15 protein-coding genes are annotated in these 17,652 nt (G+C 39.4%); 5 read left to right on the plus strand and 10 right to left on the minus strand.

Translation table 11 applies throughout. The features are described from left to right. Positions 1 to 20: 20 nt before the first annotated feature. From PQ460_RS13830 to PQ460_RS13850, 5 genes are all read right to left on the minus strand, one after another. Positions 21 to 1,688: a type 2 periplasmic-binding domain-containing protein gene (locus PQ460_RS13830; protein ID WP_273615966.1), complete on the minus strand. Its 1,668-nt coding sequence runs from the start codon at positions 1,686 to 1,688 to the stop codon at positions 21 to 23. Between the two features lie 148 nt (positions 1,689 to 1,836). Next, positions 1,837 to 3,441, minus strand: coding sequence for a response regulator (locus tag PQ460_RS13835; protein WP_273615965.1), 1,605 nt, complete (start codon positions 3,439 to 3,441; stop codon positions 1,837 to 1,839). Positions 3,442 to 3,450: 9 nt separating this feature from the next. Then, positions 3,451 to 5,199: a sensor histidine kinase gene (locus PQ460_RS13840; protein ID WP_274170171.1), complete on the minus strand. Its 1,749-nt coding sequence runs from the start codon at positions 5,197 to 5,199 to the stop codon at positions 3,451 to 3,453. 9 nt (positions 5,200 to 5,208) lie between these two features. Next, on the minus strand, positions 5,209 to 5,937 hold the full coding sequence (locus PQ460_RS13845) for a DUF1361 domain-containing protein (RefSeq protein ID WP_274170172.1): 729 nt from the start codon (positions 5,935 to 5,937) through the stop codon (positions 5,209 to 5,211). 2 nt (positions 5,938 to 5,939) lie between these two features. Beyond that, positions 5,940 to 6,890, minus strand: coding sequence for an ADP-ribosylglycohydrolase family protein (locus tag PQ460_RS13850; RefSeq protein ID WP_274170173.1), 951 nt, complete (start codon positions 6,888 to 6,890; stop codon positions 5,940 to 5,942). A 94-nt stretch (positions 6,891 to 6,984) separates the two neighbouring features. Here PQ460_RS13850 and PQ460_RS13855 point away from each other — a divergent pair, with 94 nt between their 5' ends. The 3 genes from PQ460_RS13855 (at position 6,985) to PQ460_RS13865 (ending at position 9,956) form a co-directional block, all read left to right on the plus strand. Further along, on the plus strand, positions 6,985 to 7,761 hold the full coding sequence (locus PQ460_RS13855; protein WP_273615961.1) for an ABC transporter ATP-binding protein: 777 nt from the start codon (positions 6,985 to 6,987) through the stop codon (positions 7,759 to 7,761). A gap of 95 nt (positions 7,762 to 7,856) precedes the next feature. Then, entirely contained in the window at positions 7,857 to 8,831 is a 975-nt protein-coding gene (locus tag PQ460_RS13860) for an aldo/keto reductase (RefSeq protein WP_273615960.1), read from the plus strand. A 66-nt stretch (positions 8,832 to 8,897) separates the two neighbouring features. Then, complete coding sequence (locus PQ460_RS13865; protein WP_274170174.1) at positions 8,898 to 9,956, plus strand: S66 family peptidase; 1,059 nt, start codon at positions 8,898 to 8,900, stop codon at positions 9,954 to 9,956. 82 nt (positions 9,957 to 10,038) lie between these two features. On the opposite strand, the gene PQ460_RS13870 is transcribed toward PQ460_RS13865, so the two are convergent. After that, positions 10,039 to 10,914 (minus strand): aminoglycoside 6-adenylyltransferase, encoded by an 876-nt coding sequence (locus PQ460_RS13870; RefSeq protein ID WP_274170175.1) that lies wholly within the window; start codon positions 10,912 to 10,914, stop codon positions 10,039 to 10,041. Positions 10,915 to 11,198: 284 nt separating this feature from the next. Between PQ460_RS13870 and PQ460_RS13875 the strand changes: the two genes are divergently transcribed. Both PQ460_RS13875 and PQ460_RS13880 read left to right on the plus strand, forming a co-directional pair. Further along, the gene (locus tag PQ460_RS13875; RefSeq protein ID WP_274170176.1) at positions 11,199 to 12,182 is read left to right on the plus strand and encodes a FecCD family ABC transporter permease; all 984 of its coding nucleotides are present in this window, start codon (positions 11,199 to 11,201) and stop codon (positions 12,180 to 12,182) included. 119 nt (positions 12,183 to 12,301) lie between these two features. Next, entirely contained in the window at positions 12,302 to 13,621 is a 1,320-nt protein-coding gene (locus PQ460_RS13880; RefSeq protein WP_274170177.1) for an MFS transporter, read from the plus strand. A gap of 62 nt (positions 13,622 to 13,683) precedes the next feature. Here PQ460_RS13880 and PQ460_RS13885 read toward each other — a convergent pair whose 3' ends face one another. From PQ460_RS13885 to PQ460_RS13900, 4 genes are read right to left on the minus strand one after another with little or no spacing between them, the layout of a single operon-like run. Next, the gene (locus PQ460_RS13885; protein WP_274170178.1) at positions 13,684 to 14,106 is read right to left on the minus strand and encodes a VanZ family protein; all 423 of its coding nucleotides are present in this window, start codon (positions 14,104 to 14,106) and stop codon (positions 13,684 to 13,686) included. Between the two features lie 42 nt (positions 14,107 to 14,148). Further along, a complete protein-coding gene (locus PQ460_RS13890) occupies positions 14,149 to 14,661 on the minus strand; it encodes an NUDIX domain-containing protein (protein ID WP_274170179.1) in 513 nt (170 codons plus the stop codon). A 48-nt stretch (positions 14,662 to 14,709) separates the two neighbouring features. Beyond that, positions 14,710 to 15,870 carry a bis(5'-nucleosyl)-tetraphosphatase (symmetrical) YqeK gene (gene yqeK / locus PQ460_RS13895; protein WP_274170180.1) on the minus strand — a complete coding sequence of 387 codons (1,161 nt, stop codon included), beginning with the start codon at positions 15,868 to 15,870 and terminating at the stop codon, positions 14,710 to 14,712. Between the two features lie 8 nt (positions 15,871 to 15,878). After that, the gene (locus PQ460_RS13900; RefSeq protein WP_274170181.1) at positions 15,879 to 17,645 is read right to left on the minus strand and encodes a glycoside hydrolase family 2 protein; all 1,767 of its coding nucleotides are present in this window, start codon (positions 17,643 to 17,645) and stop codon (positions 15,879 to 15,881) included. Positions 17,646 to 17,652: the final 7 nt, after the last annotated feature.

Here is a 17,652-nt window from a genome sequence, read left to right on the forward strand (position 1 = left end):
TAGGACTTGATATCTGTTACTTATTTATGAACGCTCTTATACCAATCGTTCACTTCTTTGGTAACTTCATCGCCACCTGATGTTTTCCATGTTTGTACAAAAGTATCGAATGAATCGATAGGAGATTTACCATAAATGATTTCGTTAAAGGTTTGACTTTCGATTTTGTTCAAGTAATCCATTTTCGTTTTCATACTTTGTGTCGTTGGACCCGTAAACATGTTTGGATATGAACTGTCTTTCTGAGACATCAATACTTTAGCCGCTTCCGGTGTCAAAGGACCATAGTTATTTTGAATATCACGTTCTAGACGAGTCTCTGCTTTGCCGCCATCTGCTAATTTAATCAAAGCATCCATTTGAGCATTAGGAATACGTGCGCCATCACGAACCAGTAGGTAACGTACACTGTTTACATAGCCGCCTGGAATATTTTCGCCTGTTAGCAATTTACCAGAAGAATCTACATCATAGTCATATCCTTTAAATAGACCTTTATCAAATTCGCTATTTGCAGACGGATTCGCTAATTGATCGAACATGTAGTTTTGGTACGTAAAGAATGCTTCAGGGTGTTTCATGTTTTTATTGATTAATGTTACGCCGTTCGTTGTTGTTGTACCATGACGCATTGCTTTGCCATTTGGGCCAACTGGAATGGTGATCGGTTTCCAGACTGCACTTGGTACGTTTTTCACTGTATCTTGTAAAGGCCATCCGCTCATCCAGTAAGGTCCTGGTAAAATACCTGCTGTACCTGCCACTGCTGGTTCAGATGTTTTGTTTTCATCCCATAGTGCTGCTTCTTTCGGAATATATCCTTTGTCGAACCATTCTTTGATCTTCACCAGACCTTCTTTCATTCCTGGTTGGATCGAACCGTATTGCAATGTACCATCAGAAGCTAAGTTCCATTGTTGAGGAATCGTTCCATAAGCTCCAAAGATCCAAGAAGGATCGCCCATCCATGTATTCATAGAAGATTTGAATCCGATACTCAGTGGAATGACTTTATCTGGTGCCAATCCATCTGGATTGTTGTTTTTGAAAGCTTCCATCACTTTTTCTAATTCATCCATAGTGGTAGGCGCTTTCATATTCAGCTTGGTTAACCAATCTTGACGAATCCATAATACATAATCATGGTTATATGCATAATCTAGAACAGGAATACCCATTTTTTTACCATCGCGGATATAAGGATTCCAGACATTAGCATCTTCAGACATTGCTTTTTTCCATGTATCTGAAGCGTACTTGTCGAACAATGGGCCAACTTCGCTATACATACCTGAATCGATCAAGTCTTGCGCTAGTTGGGAATCGGTATCTCCGATTGTCACGACATCTGGCATTTCTTGTCCGGAAGACATTGCCAATCTCACTTTGGTAGCAAATGCACCATTCGTATCTGTTACAGACCAGAGAGATTTGATATCTATCCCAAATTTATCTTTTGCCCATTTAGTGGCTACGTTATTTTCAGCAGATTCTCCATTTTTAAATTGTAATGTTGGATCTACTCCCCATACTGTGCTGATCGTTACCGGTGGATCGTATTTCTCTTTGTATACGTTTTCAGTATTGACCGCCGCAGGTGCGCTTTCTTTACCGCCTCCACATCCTGCTAGGCTTGCCGCTACAAGTAGTGTACTCATGACGATTGTCGCTGTTTTCTTGATTCCCATGTTGCTCCCCCTTATTTTACATTCAAGCTTATTTCTACTCACGTTCGTTAACCTTGTATGTTGCTTCTTGCTTACTTCTTAAGTATAGGTGCAAGAACATCAATCGCCTATGTCACGAATATAACATTCCTGCACCTTTTGCAATCATTTATGTTTCTCGGAACTCATTTGGTGTCATTCCGTAATGTTTTTTAAATAATTTACTAAAATATTGGGGGTTTTGATAACCTAACGCTGCGGTAATCTCATAAATTTTGCTATTGGTATGTTTGAGCATGTACAATGCTTTTTCCATACGAATCCGAATAATATAATCGCCCAGTCCTTCACCTGTTTCGGTTTTGTAGATTTTAGATAGATATACAGGATGCAAAAATACACGATCAGCAATCGTTTTGACCGATACATCTTGACCTAGACTTTCAGCGACCATTTCTTGTACTTGCTTCACAATACGACTACGACTTGGCTCTAAAGCAGAAGGTGTACCTTGTAGTTCAATACGAGTCAGCACACTATTACACCACAGACGAAGTTTACTTAGTGAACCGGTAATCTGTTGCGCAGAAAAAGGGTCAAGACCGCCCGAGTCGGATGCTGCTAACTTGTATCCATGATGATGAGCCATATACACCAGTGCATTACTGACAGCTAGATAGACTTCATATAAATGTTCATGTGTAAGAGGTAACGATTCCATCGTATCTAATACTTGATCTACTTTTTGCTTGGCTGCATTCCATTGAGCTGACTCTAACAAATGAATCAATGCCGGTGGTTTGTAGAGCGACTCCATAAATTTCATTGCCGATGGGCGTTCTAATGGTTGGTGCTGTTCTTGAATAAAATGAATTCCTTGTTCAGCTGCGGCATACGCCAAATGAGCAAAACGCATCATCTGACGATACGTTGAGGAAATTTCAGTCGGAAATACAAAAGGATCGCTCACCCAGAATGACAAGTTCGTTTTTAAATAACGATGTACACTATCCCGTAATTCACGAATGTGTAGCTTATAACCTGCATACATCTGAGCATCATACTGCCATAAAATCACCAGACCGCCTTGAGGAGCACGTCCTAACCAGACAGCACCATGTTCGCCCAAAATCTCATTCGTTATATTACCAATAGCATATTCTAGCAAACGAATCGCTTCTTCGGTCTGATCCTGTGTATACGAACCTGGAGGAACAAATAACATTTGAGCAGTATGATCAGGCTTAATATGAATACCGTACGTATCCAGACGCGACAACATACTACGATCAGATGCTTCACGACCTAATAATAGATCATTTAATAAACCATCACGCAACAACTCAAGTTCAGATTGACGCTGATAAGCAAGCTGATTGTATTTATCTGTCTGTCCCCATTCGGCTTCAATCTCTGTGACTACACGACGAATACTTTCCATAAAAGGATCATCATCGACAGGTTTTAAAATATAATCGCCTGCTTTGAGACGAATCGCTTTCTGTGCATACTCAAAATCCGAATAACCGGTCAATACAAGTGTGCGAATATGTGGCCATGTATTCCCTATCTCTGCCAGTAACTCTAATCCATCACGGTCAGGCATCCGAATATCAGTGACTACAATATCAATATCATATGTGTTCAAAGCCAGTAGCGCCTGATCTACAGAATCCGCGCGGTAGACTTCTTCAATGCCTAATTCTGTCCATGGAATCGTGAGTTCCAAACTTTCTGTAACATAAGATTCATCATCGACAAGTAAAATATTCATAGTAACGGTTCACTCCTGAATGTTAGTTCCTTGATTTGGCGTCCAACTTAATGTGACTTTGAGTCCACCTAACTCAGATGCAGTCAGATGTACACCGGATTGTTCGCCAAAGCGTAATGTCAAACGTTGATGCACATTCCATAATCCACAACCCATTTCTTCCCCCAGCGGTTCAGAAAGACTTTGTTGCAGACGTGTTAATGCTTCTGGTTCCATGCCTTTACCATCATCTTCTACACTCAAAAACCACTGATCGTTCTCATACCAGCCTGTAATCGTGATCAAGCCTGCGGAAGAATAACGCTCAATCCCATGAATAACTGCATTTTCAACCAATGGCTGCACAATAAGCGGCGGAATCAGTATCGATTTGATAGTTTCTGGCAAATGAATATTATAATTCAATCTAGACATCCGCATCTGCTGAATCTCCAAATAATTCTGCACAAAATCAATCTCTTCGATCATCGGCACAAGATCACGTTCTTGACGGGTAGTATAGCGATAATACTGAGACAAATTTTTGGACATCGCGATAACTGCTTGCTGGTTATTTAGCTTCGCCATACTGGTAATAAAGGAAAAGCAATTGTAAAAAAAGTGCGGATTAATCTGCGACTGTAACTGCTTCAGTCTTGCTTCACGCACATGAATTTTCTCCATATACACATTTTCAAATAGCGATTGAATCTGCGCCACCATAGAATTAAAGCGAATCGATAGATAAGCAAATTCACTTCTACCTTTTGGACGTATCCGCACTGAATAATCCTCTTGTTTTAACCGATCGAATCCAGCAATCAACTGACGAATAGGAACCTGTACCTGTGCGTACAGCAGATACGAAGCAAGACAACTCATCAATAACAAAGCAATCATGGATAAATAAAATAATCGATTCGAGTTATGGATCGGCTGTAACACATCATCCAGAGGAATATAATCAACCATATACCATCCTGTCACTTCCGAACGAACCGCATTGACCATATACTGCTGATCTGATATTTCAATCGTACGACTTTCTAATTCTTGTAATGGCTTTTCTCGAAGATGACTGATCAATTCGTCTGTTAATGTATGGTCAGCAGAGCGATTATAGACAACACCTAATTCTGGATTGTAATAAAAAGGATCACGTCGTCCATCGCTTTTGAATTTATCCAGCATATCTTGAATATTACTACTATCAAATTCGACCCGAATCACTGTACTTGCATCACGCAAATCGGGCGTACTGGCAGTATAAGGAGAAATAGTCGTCCATGAGAAATTAAATGTTGTTCGATTGTTATCGTGTAAAGAAGTCACTTGCCAGCCCGGCTTCGCCCAGCGTTGCGCCTGACTGATACGATATTCACTCATATCATTGTCTGTTACTAAGCGCATAAGGCTTGGCGAGTAGATCGACAAATGACTGCGCCAGTTGGATGAACTTTCTTGAATCGCGAGTTTACTTTGGATACGTTTGACCAGCGTGATCGCATCCAGATTCAGATATCCATTTTGTAAATAAATATCATTAAAGCTCACAATATCAGGATCATGAATCAATAAATTAGGCCATGAAGATAACAATTCTATATTGGTATTCACCTGTGTCTGAAAAAAATTCAATTGATTGATATTCGATTGATTCAGCTCACGACGTAGCACTTCTGTTGTGGTGCGATTAGAGTAGATATACAGCATCATAATAGGAATTAACATAATCACAATTAACAGTACGATTTTGGTAAATAGATTATATCGATACATAGTCGTTGATCATCCTCGTCTTGTCATAAACATTCCGCCACGCATCATAAAATAACCTACAAGACTGATAAACCAGATCATTCCTGTAAAAACGAACATAAAATGCAATTGTACAGGATCGGTAACGATATCAATAACATCTTTCCAGATCAATTGGAGATGAGTAATCGCATTCCAACTGTTCCAACGAATAAAACGTCCAATATAAATACCGATACTGCTAAGAATGAGCACGATATGAGCAAATATCCATGAACGCACTACACCATAATGCTCACGAACCAATTGTTGGATAGAAGATAGCGAATACGTTCCTAATCCCAGACCTAAGATCGCCGCTACAAAAAACAAAAAGAGATGATACCAAAACTCTAACTGAAATAAAAATCGTTGCCCGGGAGGTGCTTCATAATGCACAAATGGATGCAATGTATCTGTTACCAGGTAGACAGAGTTAGGATAAAATAATAACCAGACAATACCGGCTCCGAGTACTAATACATTTCTTATCCATGATCGGCGTAACTTCATCACTCCATCAATCAACAAAGCCAGTCCGATAGGAACCCATCCTAGAAAAATGTCCCAGTTGAGATAACGGTAAATATCTCGCCCTGTAGCATTTCGCAAATGAATGCCCAGTGCTACACAAAAGCCTGTAGCGAGTAACAATACGATCAATACTATAATTTTACCTGTCCAGACTTTAGTTCCCCAGATATCGTATTTATTATTCATTATTATTCCCCTTGCTGATCAAATTGCTCGCAATATTCTACCATTTCTTCCAGTCGGGCTAATGGATGAAGCCATTCTTTAGGTATTTGCTCATATCCGTAATAGATACCCGCAAGTCCTCCTGCTACAGCCGCAGTCGTATCGGTATCTTCTCCTAGATTCACCGCTTGTAAGATCGCTTCCCGATAATTAGAGCTATGAAGCAATACCCAGATACTTGCTTCTAAAGTATGCACTACATAACCGCTTGAAGAGATTTCTTCGATTGGAAACTGATCTATCTCGCCACTTAGTAAACGTTGATACCGTTCTATTTCAGGATAATCTGCATATTGAACATTGATATGCTGACAAGCTTGTTGATAGCATTGTTTCAACGTCGTCGATGGAGGAGATTGTAATAACTGTATCCCGATTTCAACATAAATAAGACCGCCAAGTATAGATACAGGATGACGATGTGTTAAAGAAGAGACACGTGTAATCCAGTCCAGACGTGTAGCCGCATCTTTATTCACCAGTTTATAAATTAAAGGCAGGATTCGCATTAAAGATCCATTTCCATTGCTATACTCATCATTGCCCCCTGCTTGTTCTGGACGAGTCGGATCTTGTTCGATATGAGCAATCGCTTTGCGAGTAGCAATTCCAATATCAAATACCTCACGACGAGCTGCCCAAATGCCCTGACGATACCATTGAATAAAACGTCTGCCTAGATCAATGGTGTCCAATTCAGGGTGATGAATAAGACTTACTAATAGAGCTACAGTCAATGCTCCATCGTCAGACCATGTGCCTGCTGGCTGTTGATGAGTTCCATAACCAATCATATCTACAGCAGGATGACGAGCAATCGTTTCTCGATCCAAAAATTCATAAGGTACACCTACGGCATCTCCAACTAACAATCCGATGATTCCATCTTTACTAGAATGGTTTATAAATGTCATATTATGTAGTCTCCTTCTTCAATTCATTTTACATTTCAAAGTGTAAATCATTTAATGCTATAATAATTTCCAAACTTACGAGGAGTGAGCCTATATGATTATTGATGTACAACACGCTAGCTGGCGCAGAGATCAGACTATGATTATCAATGATATTTCCTGGCAAGTGCAATCAGGAGAACATTGGTGCTTACTCGGTCTCAACGGTTCTGGCAAAACCACATTATTAAATATGATCAACGGCTATATTTGGCCTACAACAGGGAGCATCAATGTTCTGGGCGAACAATTTGGTTCAGTCGATCTACGAGAACATCGCAAAAAGATCGGTTGGGTCAGTACATCGATGCAACAACGATTACATGGTCATGAAAAAGCAGAAAAAATTGTTCTCAGTGGTAAATTTGCTTCGATTGGTATTTACGATCAGATTGAAGAACAAGACCACGCGCAAGCTTTATCTATTATGAAGCAATTGGATGCCGAAAGGCTAGTAGGACGCACCTATGATACCTTATCTCAAGGCGAGCGGCAACGTATTCTGATTGCTAGAGCTTTGATGGCTTCGCCGGAATTGCTTATTTTAGATGAACCTTGTACAGGGCTTGATATTTTTTCACGTGATCAATTACTGCATCGTGTACAGTCGATAGCAACACAAGAACATGCGCCTACACTTCTCTATGTGACTCATCATATCGAAGAGATTATGCCTTGCTTTAACAAAACGCTATTGATTCGTGATGGTGCAGTATTCGGTGCAGGAGATACAGAGGCGATGGTAGAATCCAAGCAACTCAGCTCTTTTTTCGATACTGCTGTAGAAGTACGATCCGAACCCGGACAGCGTTACTCTATTCGCTTAGTATAATCATCTATTCAATCGGTACCAAGTTCTATATGTCATTGTAAATAACTCACAAAAGAGATACAACACAGAATAAATATCATAAAAGGGGTATAACTATGAACTATCGTTATCTTGGAAAAAGTGGATTAAAAGTATCTGAATTAGGTTTGGGAACCAACTCTTTTGGCAAACGTGCAGATCGGGCAACGTCTATTCGTATTTTACATACGGCTATCGATCGTGGAATTAATTTTATCGATACCGCTAATATCTATGCAGGAACAGCTTCAGAACAAATTATCGGGGAAGGCTTGCAAGGTGGTAAACGTCAGCAAGTGGTATTAACAACCAAAGCAGGGCTTCCGACAGGAGAAGGCCCTAATGATCGCGGTTCTTCTCGTTATCATCTAGAACGTGAACTGGATCAAAGTCTCAAACGGTTGCAGACTGATTATGTAGACTTGTATCAAATTCATACATTCGATCCTTATACTCCACTGGAAGAAACATTACGCACATTAGACGATATGGTACGCTCAGGCAAAGTACGGTATATCGGAGCTTCTAACTATGCTGCATGGGAATTAATGAAAGCCTTAAGTATCAGCGATCAGTTGAATCTCAATCGGTATGTATCGCTTCAGACATCGTATTCTTTAGCTGATCGTACGCCAGAGCAGGAGATGGTTCCTCTTTGTCTGGATCAAGGACTTGGTATTATTCCATACTTTCCGCTGGCAGGTGGAATTCTAACAGGTAAATACTCGGACAACCACTCTTCTCCTGCTGGTTCGCGTGCGGAGACAGACCCTTCATTCCAGCGCTTTTTTAATACACAACGGATCAATCTAGGGGAAGTTTTAAAACTATATGCTCAAAATCGTTCTACTGAACCTGCTACCCTTGCGCTAGCATGGTTATTAAAACGTCCTGCGGTTGCTACAGTCATTGTAGGCGCTACCCGTACTGAACAATTGGAAAATAATCTGGACAGCCTGGACTATATCATTAATGAAGAAGTAGAAGCACGATTAGATGAAATGAGTCGCTCGAATAAGAATGGTGAACCTTTTGCTAGTTATCGCATATAATCAAAGTAGCTATCTATAAGTATTTCAAATTAATATTGTATCCGATTCGTAGGAGGCTTATGTATTATGGCAAATCATTCATCTAATTATCATTCACACATTATATACCCTGCTCCTTTGCAAGCAGGTGACCTTATCGGTATTATCGCTCCATCGAGCGGACTAGAAGCAGAGATTCATCATTTGATTCATCGTTCTACTGCTTATCTTCATCAATTAGGATATCAGACACGTGTAGGTAGTAGTGTATGGACGAATGATAAATGTGTAAGTCTACCCAAAGAACAACGTGCAGCAGAACTGGAGCAATTTCTACTTGATGATAAAGTCAAAGCGATTATTCCTCCATGGGGTGGAGAATTTCTAATGGATATTTTACCATTATTGAATTGGGAGAAGATTCGTCAAGCTACACCTACATGGATTTTAGGATTTTCAGATATTAGCACATTAACATTCACATATACTTTGATGACAGGTTACGCTTCTGCTCATGGGCCGGGAGTTATTGATATTTCTGGAGCGGATGATGATCTCACTATTCGCTGGCAAGATCTATTGTCTGCTGTCTCTGGAGATCAAATAGAACAACATTCTTCAGCTTATCATCAGACTCATAGCGATTATTCTAAGCCTAATTTTAATCTGGATACACCTACAGAATGGAAGATTCTCGGGCATGAAGATCAACCAGAAGCTTCACTTGAATTCACAGGTCGCTTGATTGGCGGATGTATGGATGTGATTGCTGCACTAATCGGTACACCGTGGTCTACTGTGCCTGATTTTATTGAGCATTATCATCAAGACGAAGGATTTATATGGTATCTGGAAAGCTGTGAAATGAATGCTGGTGATATCTACCGCCACCTCTGGCAAATGAATCAAGCAGGTTGGTTCCAGCACACACGCGGAGTTCTTATTGGTAGACCTGCTGGATATACACCTGTCAAAAATTTTGAAATTCAAGATGCGTTACAATCTGTATTTGGAGAGCAACAGATTCCTGTTGTTTATAATGTAGATATTGGACATATTCCTCCACAACTGACACTAATCAATGGAGCTATAGCTCGTGTTCAGACGGCTAACGGATCAGGGACTGTTCAACAAATATTACGTTAAATTCAAACAAAAGACTGAATCTTGGGAGAACCCGGGATTCAGTCTTTTTGAATATCCATAGTGCAAAGAGCATGATCTATATTTATTCAGGTTTGAGTTGTTGTACATATTGAATCATCCGTTGATCTTGTTCATGATCATACACATAATCTGTCGCTTCTGCTACATGGATAGATAAATGTCGGAACAAATGGATCATATGCAGTAAGCTGTTCCAATTTTCTTCTATATTATCGCCAGCATACGTCTGTGTTAATGATCGGGCTAATTCCGGTTCTAGCTGTTGTCGGTATCCTGCACGATCATGATGGTACAGAATATCCCATTGATGTTGACTACCTGCATACCAATCAAGCATCTTTTCTAAATAACGAATACGAAGAATATGATCTAGTTGATATTTGGCAAGCAACACTTGTTGTTGTAACAGGCTTTTGGCTGTTTGCATACAATACCACCAAAATTCGTGCTGAACCTGCTCATATTCGTGCCGAACTGGTTTATTTAAGCGTACCGATTGCTGATCCAGTACAACAATCGAATCTTGAATCCGATGATCTTTATCCAGTAATATTTGATATACAGGTGTAGTAGAAGCAGACAATTCGTTATCGATCTGATTTTCCCATTCACTGATCGGATATATTTGAAATTCAACCTCTACCCCATCGGTATATAACACATTTTGGGTGCAAGCAACAGCGCCTGTCACAGAATGATGACGAATATGTTGTAGTGTAGTTAATGGCTCTCCACATATGTGTAACCAATCTTCTTGCCAGATCATCGTATTCAATTCGTTGACAATAAGTTGAAAATGATACGTTTCTAAAGGATCAGTATTGCTTGGATTATTTGCATGAACTCCTGCTAATACGACAGCACGAATATTGGCTGTCTGTGCTGCCCATGTCATAATCATATGGATAATCTGCTCTTGTGATTTGATTGTATTCACTGCTTTACCCCACCTGTCTGTAAATTGATTCGTTGATGAAATCTTTTGTTTATTTTAACAAAGTTTACCATATTAAAAGTCGGCTAGCTTTGAATTTTTGTTGTATTTTTATTAATTATGTAAATTTTTGCTCCAACAGTGAAAAATAACAAGGTTCTTTCCGATAATAATAAAGTACTCTACAAAGCAATATCTATAGGCTGACCTCTTATAAGATAGTCGTGTAGCACTTACATATGTAGATTTGGATAAATACTCAATATCATAAAGGAGTGAATTGTTTTATGTCTCGCTCTACAGCGATTCCAGATGCTTCTGCAACTCCTCAACGTGTACCTCATTATATTGTGATGGTACTGATTATTGGTGTTGTTTTAGCAATCGTCGAATGTTATTTTTCAGTAACTATTAATAACGAAAATTTTTATTCACGCTATTCATCTATTTTTCGCACATTAGGTTGTATTCTGGTTGGTGCTTGTCTGGCGGTATCGGGTACAGTGATGCAGTATATTTCACGTAATACGATGACTTCTCCTTCTACGATGGGACTGACTCAAGGAACTGCGCTAGCGTTATGTATTATTATTATTTTTTCACCTTCATTGAATCAGTGGATGATTATGGTATGGGCTATTGCAGGAGCAGCTCTAGGGGGATTATTCGCTTACAGTATTGCGAAGTTATTACCCTGGAAAGTAAAATCGTTACGGCAAATTAGCGGCGGTATTGTGGCGGTATGCATTATTACCTGTATTTCGATTATGATGTATTCTTCTTATTCTACGATTGATTATATCGATCATCTAGTCAATCCGATTATGCTAGGGAATCCACGTTTTACGATCTGGGTATTGTTGCCTGTTACTGTAGTAGCTATCTTAATCTGCTGGTCACTCTCATTACGAGTACAGCATCGCTCGGATGCTGTTCGTTCTGTTTCTTTAAGCTGGGCAACTCTTATTTGTATGTTTATGGTGATCTTGATGACGAGTATCTCTACTATGTTAGCAGGTCCACTTGGATTGGTAGGTATTATTATTCCAAGTATATTACGATTTTTTCTCAAAAATCCGCCGATTCGCTGGCTTATTCTAGGTTCAGCTATTTATGGTAGTGTTCTGATTCTAGGGTTGGATATTATATCACGTACGATTGATCCGATTTTTGATATCTCGGTCATGCCGATCACTGTTATTATTGGAGCTCCTTTTCTTATTTATCAAATCGGTAAAGAAATAGAGAAAACGATCATTCGTTATTCTTAATACACAGCTCTTTTGCTGTACGCATCTGCTTCTCCTTCACGCTGGCTTTATAAATAAACCACAAACTGTTATACTACGAAGGTTGATTGCGGATACATACACCAAGGGAGGCATATCACATGCGTGTACTACTATCGATCTGGAATGAAATACGCAGTTGGCCGCACAATGTGCGGTTATTTTTCTGGGCGAATTTATTTTACCAAATAGGTACAGGAATGTTCAGTGTGCTTTACAATTTGTATATTCAAGGGCTTGGTTACCCTGATGTAATGAATGGACGTATTATTAGTATTCAATCGTTAGCTACAGCTATTTTATTTATCCCTGTCGGATTGATGGGCGATCGATTTAGCCGTAAAAAATTACTGGTACTTGGTGCTTTAGCTAGTGGTTTGTTTTTTGTGGGTAGGTCATTTGCGATAGGTGAACAAAGTCTACTATTATTAGCAATCTGTTCCGGTATCTTTGCTTCTATTTTTCAAGTGATGGCTATTCCTTTTCTAGCTGAAAATGTAGCAAAATCAAAACGTCTACGAATGTTTAGTTACCTTGCCTGTCTTACACTGGCTGCGCAAGTACTCGGTAATACAGGCGGTGGTGTACTTGCAGATCTTTTGCAATTTACAGGACTTACATATGTATTAAGCTTACAGTTAGTACTATTACTTGGTAGTATTGCGACTCTAGCTTCATTTATCCCGATGGCGATGATTCGTGAACATCCTGTTTCAGCGGTTTCTTCAGCACCTTCTGTCAACACAATAGAAAATAAGCAGACAGAACAATCAACACCTGCTACGGTAATAACATCATCTCCATCTGCTCCTTCTACTACTCATTCAGATACTGTATTTATTAGCCGTTTTCTACTGGCACAGTTATTGACAGGGCTAGGTTCTGGGTTGGTTGTTCCTTACTTAAATCTTTACTTTACCAATCGGTTTGCCGTTTCGTTAACATCGATGAGTATATTGATCTCGTTAGGACAATTGATGACGATTGTCTCGATGTTACTAGGGCCTTCTTTGGCGGCACGAATCGGTGCTGTGCGAGCGGTAGTGGTATTTCAGTTATTGTCATTACCATTCTTATTACTTACAGGATTCACCAATGTATTGATTATCGCTTCGGTGAGCTTTTTGTTCCGACAAGCGTTGATGAATGCTGCCAATCCTCTTCAATCTTCGATTATGGTTGATCGGGTATCTGACAAAAGGCGCAGTATCGCTAACTCATTGATGCAGACGGTATTTATGTTAGGCTGGGCAAGTATGGGGCCGGTACAATCGTATCTGGTTACTAGCTATGGCACCTATTGGGGATATGCGATTGCATTTAGTATTACGGGTGTACTCTATACGATCTCTTCGTTGTTATATTACTTTATGTTCCGTAAACCTACAAATAACCAAGTTCAAGCTATTCCTTCGTCATAATTATCATTGATCCACATACCAATATATAAAAAAGCATCCTGTGATATTGCAGGATGCTTTTCTTATAATGATCTTTTATTAATATTAAAAATATAACGCCATAGACACCAACCTATCGTTACACCAATAGAATTAAGAATCACATCGTCGATATCAAATGTCCCTCGTTTACTGAGCATTTGCACTATTTCGACGATAAGAATACATAATCCGAAACGCAGTAGCAAAGAATACAATCTATATTTTTTTATAAACGGAATCCCTAATCCAAATGGGATAAATACAGCTATATTGCCAAATAAATTAATCCACTGATCGATCCGTCCCCCGACTCGCATCAAAGCAAAATCAGTGATCGTATGAAAAGGAACGAGATTATACCGATATGCCGCTTGAGCATCATATTCTCTTCCGAATCCGAAAAACATCCAATACAATAACAGCGGAGTATAGATACTTAATAAGAGTACAGACACTTTTTTCATAACGTACATCCTGCGCTTTCGTGATGATCACTTTGGATTCTATTATGTAGTTGAAGCAATCTGATGATACAAAGAAGAACTGCCTTCTTTGATTTTCGTTTGAAGTAATAATTCTAACAATCCTTCAGGTACTACCAACGCATCAGGATCTTCTTTTAGTTCATGTAATGTTTTCCATTCTGCTTCATAAGACACTTCATTACTTTCGATTCCGTATACGATATCTTGCTTGTAAAATAAAGGATCATCAACATGCGCACTATAAATAAATGTAATCTCGTGCCCTAATCCTTGCACTGAGACTCCTGTAGATTGATCTTGCTCTGTATATTCAAAATGATTTTCTATCACATACTGCAATACTGGATGGATAATATCTACATGAATTTCTTCTTTCACTTCTCGCTTGACGGTGACTAGACTGCTTTCTCCATATTCCATCGTTCCACCTATAGGACGATACATTGTTTTACTTTCATGCATATTCTCTATTCGTTGAAAAAGAAAGCGTTGATCTTGCTGAAGCAAACAAAGACATACTGTACGAATAGCCATATATTCACACCTTTCTAGATCAATTCCTGTTATATACCTGAGTAGACATCACGAACGCAGACTGATATCATATCCGATCTCATAAAAGTCAGCAAGATCTTGTCGACCTGTTTGCGTTAAGCGCTTGATAGCTTCCTCAATACTTACTACATCCACTAGCACTACTTGCTCTCCATCGGGAGGGTTAAGCGGTTGATGATCCAATTGCACCTGTCCATACACCGTTAGTCGAATAAATGAAGGATGTGGAATATAAGGTCGATACGGAGTCTCTGCTTCTGAAGTACATTGAAAATAACCAAAGACATGGTAGTCGATCAATGTGGCTCCCATTTCTTCCATCACTTCGCGTTCTAATGCGGCGATATAATGTTCTCCTTCTTCCAGCGTGCCTCCTGGCAATTCCCAGCGTCCATCTTCCAATTGCATGATCACCACTTGATCCCCTACCATCGGTACAATAGATACATTACTGATCAACGATGTATCTATTTTCTCTAACGAAGTTATCGGTTGAAATTTAGCTGTAACCGGGCCCCATTGAATATCTTGGGAAAGTGCTGGTAATGTACGTAGTAACTGCTTGGTCTGCTTCATATCAAATATAGCTTTGGTCGCTTCAAGCCATGGATGGATCACCATCTGATCACGCTGTTGCCACACATAATCCAAATAGACAATGATAGCTTCATCCAATGAATACTCGGATGCACTTTTCATCTGATGAATAAAGGGAGCAGAATGTTCTGATGCCCATGAGCATTTATCAGCGACAAAAAGAATTTTATCCATCAATCCCAGCTCTGGATAAAGGGTAGTATGGCATTTAATCGCACTTAGCAGATCTGGATGATCCAAGCCAAACCATGCTGACGCTAACCAGCTAGATAACTTCTGATGCAACACATAAGGAACTTGTTGTTCTTCCTTAAGTATTTGTATGCCCAATTGCTGAGCTAGTTCATACTTCTCCTGATCTGTAAATAATGTACTTAGATCATGTAGATAACCTGCATATTGAGCAATATGCAGATCAGCTCCATACCGTTTTGCCAATATAACAGCTTGTTCTGCTACTTTTAAGCTATGTTGCCATGTATCTTGATGGTGATGATTATGAAATGTATTTTCTATATAAGCGGGAATAGATTGTGCTGGATTGTAAGGTTGTAAATACTGTTGCAACAGTTGCTTGGCTATATCATTCATTGTGGTGTTCACTCTCCATTCAAAGCTTCATCGCTTCCTTTAAAATATCGTGTTACCACTTCATATGCAAGTTTGGGGCGACGATAAGCATCTACGATTCCTTTATTATTTTGTGTTCGTGCCCGTATCATCGGCCAGATGCCTTCTTCTGTCACACGACAATCACAGAATTGCCAAATAAACATCCCAGATATATATTCTCGCTGAGTATACGCTGTTAAATTACTTTCAATGATATCTGCTTGCCGTTCTTCTGTACCTTTGACACGTGTAGACGACCGATATCCATAAAATCCATCTGCTCCAAATTCACTCATTATCATCGGTTTACCTTTTCCGCCTGCTTGATCTGCCCATCCACGTGCTAGATCGCATAATTCCGCCGGATCTTCATCACCATACCAACCTGGATAGAGATTAAATGATACAATATCTGCTAGATCAAAACAGATTTCATTTTCTCGATGATGGGAAGCAAAGCTAAGAGGTCGACTATTATCCAAATTGCGAATCTGCTCCAATTGGCGTTGATAATGAATTCGACCTTCTTCTAGATCGCTTGCACATTCATTTAGAATAGCCCATATAATAATCGATGGATGATTATAATGTTGATAAACCATTTCCCGATTAACCTGTTCACACTGCTCTATAAATTGCGGATGACGCATATTTTCTATACTTAATCCACGAGCATGATTTTCTTCCCATACTAATATCCCATATTCATCACATAAATCTAGAAAACGTTCATCATTTGGATAATGACTGGTACGTACAGCATTTGCACCTGTATGGATCATCAAGTCCAGATCTTGTACCATCAATGCTATAGGAAAAGAAGCACCAACCATAGGATGATCTTCATGTCGATTGAATCCTTTTAAAACGATCGGTTCATTATTTAATAACAACTTTTCTTCGTGGGTCTGAATAGTACGAAACCCTACACGCTCGATCCAATCGTCTACAAGTTCTACAGAAGATGACTCATGCTGATACCAGAAAGTCTGCCATTCATACAGATAAGGATGATCAGGATACCATGATTGTATATCCGAAAATGTAAACGTGTGCAAAAATTCTAAGTATTGTCCAGCTTCTATCGTAATCTCTGGCAATTCTTGCTCCCAGATCGTCGCTTGCTGAAGAGGTGATAATCCAAATTGGATATGCCCTTTGATCGTATGGTCTGCATGAGATTGTAAAGCTATCCGCACTTTCACTTGCCAATGTCCGTGCTCGTCTTTCGTCCAGTCTTCTTTAACTGGCGTAAATTGAACCGATTGAATCGAACAACTCTGTAGCGGAATCATTTCCATTATCAATGGCCGAATAATACCACCATACGTATAATAATCATTAGGAATATGCAAAGCAGAATGTTGACCAAATGAATTATCCACTTCTACACACAATTCATGATACCCTTGCTGAACATTTGTAATCATAGTATCAAATGCAGTATAGGCATTATAATGCTCGGCTACCTGTTGACCATCCCAAAAGACTTTGGCGGTATGACTTACTCCTTTAAATAGCAATCTAACATGTGATGGACGGTGAATATAGATAGAACGGCGATAAATGCCTTGTCCACGATAAGTCAGTAATTGAGGATGCATCTCCCAACAACCGGGTACAGCAACTTTATAGGAATAATCTATATTTTCAGATATCTCATCGAATGATAACGTTCTCAATTTACCAAAATCCCATACTCCTTCTAATGATTCTCTAGTCCGAATACGATGATTTTGAAACAGTCGATCCATCATATCT

The organism is Paenibacillus sp. KACC 21273 (assembly GCF_028736095.1).
In the GTDB taxonomy this organism is placed as follows: Bacteria; Bacillota; Bacilli; order Paenibacillales; family Paenibacillaceae; genus Saccharibacillus; species Saccharibacillus kyungheensis.

Excerpts from the sequence above, each read along its gene's own strand:
- PQ460_RS13865 (WP_274170174.1), top strand. The coding sequence starts at position 8,898 with ATGGCAAATCATTCATCTAATTATCATTCACACATTATATACCCTGCT.
- PQ460_RS13890 (WP_274170179.1), bottom strand. The coding sequence starts at position 14,661 with ATGGCTATTCGTACAGTATGTCTTTGTTTGCTTCAGCAAGATCAACGC.
- PQ460_RS13875 (WP_274170176.1), top strand. The coding sequence starts at position 11,199 with ATGTCTCGCTCTACAGCGATTCCAGATGCTTCTGCAACTCCTCAACGT.
- PQ460_RS13900 (WP_274170181.1), bottom strand. The coding sequence starts at position 17,645 with ATGGATCGACTGTTTCAAAATCATCGTATTCGGACTAGAGAATCATTA.
- PQ460_RS13845 (WP_274170172.1), bottom strand. The coding sequence starts at position 5,937 with ATGAATAATAAATACGATATCTGGGGAACTAAAGTCTGGACAGGTAAA.
- yqeK (WP_274170180.1), bottom strand. The coding sequence starts at position 15,870 with ATGAATGATATAGCCAAGCAACTGTTGCAACAGTATTTACAACCTTAC.
- PQ460_RS13860 (WP_273615960.1), top strand. The coding sequence starts at position 7,857 with ATGAACTATCGTTATCTTGGAAAAAGTGGATTAAAAGTATCTGAATTA.
- PQ460_RS13855 (WP_273615961.1), top strand. The coding sequence starts at position 6,985 with ATGATTATTGATGTACAACACGCTAGCTGGCGCAGAGATCAGACTATG.
- PQ460_RS13835 (WP_273615965.1), bottom strand. The coding sequence starts at position 3,441 with ATGAATATTTTACTTGTCGATGATGAATCTTATGTTACAGAAAGTTTG.
- PQ460_RS13840 (WP_274170171.1), bottom strand. The coding sequence starts at position 5,199 with ATGTATCGATATAATCTATTTACCAAAATCGTACTGTTAATTGTGATT.
- PQ460_RS13880 (WP_274170177.1), top strand. The coding sequence starts at position 12,302 with ATGCGTGTACTACTATCGATCTGGAATGAAATACGCAGTTGGCCGCAC.
- PQ460_RS13830 (WP_273615966.1), bottom strand. The coding sequence starts at position 1,688 with ATGGGAATCAAGAAAACAGCGACAATCGTCATGAGTACACTACTTGTA.
- PQ460_RS13885 (WP_274170178.1), bottom strand. The coding sequence starts at position 14,106 with ATGAAAAAAGTGTCTGTACTCTTATTAAGTATCTATACTCCGCTGTTA.
- PQ460_RS13850 (WP_274170173.1), bottom strand. The coding sequence starts at position 6,890 with ATGACATTTATAAACCATTCTAGTAAAGATGGAATCATCGGATTGTTA.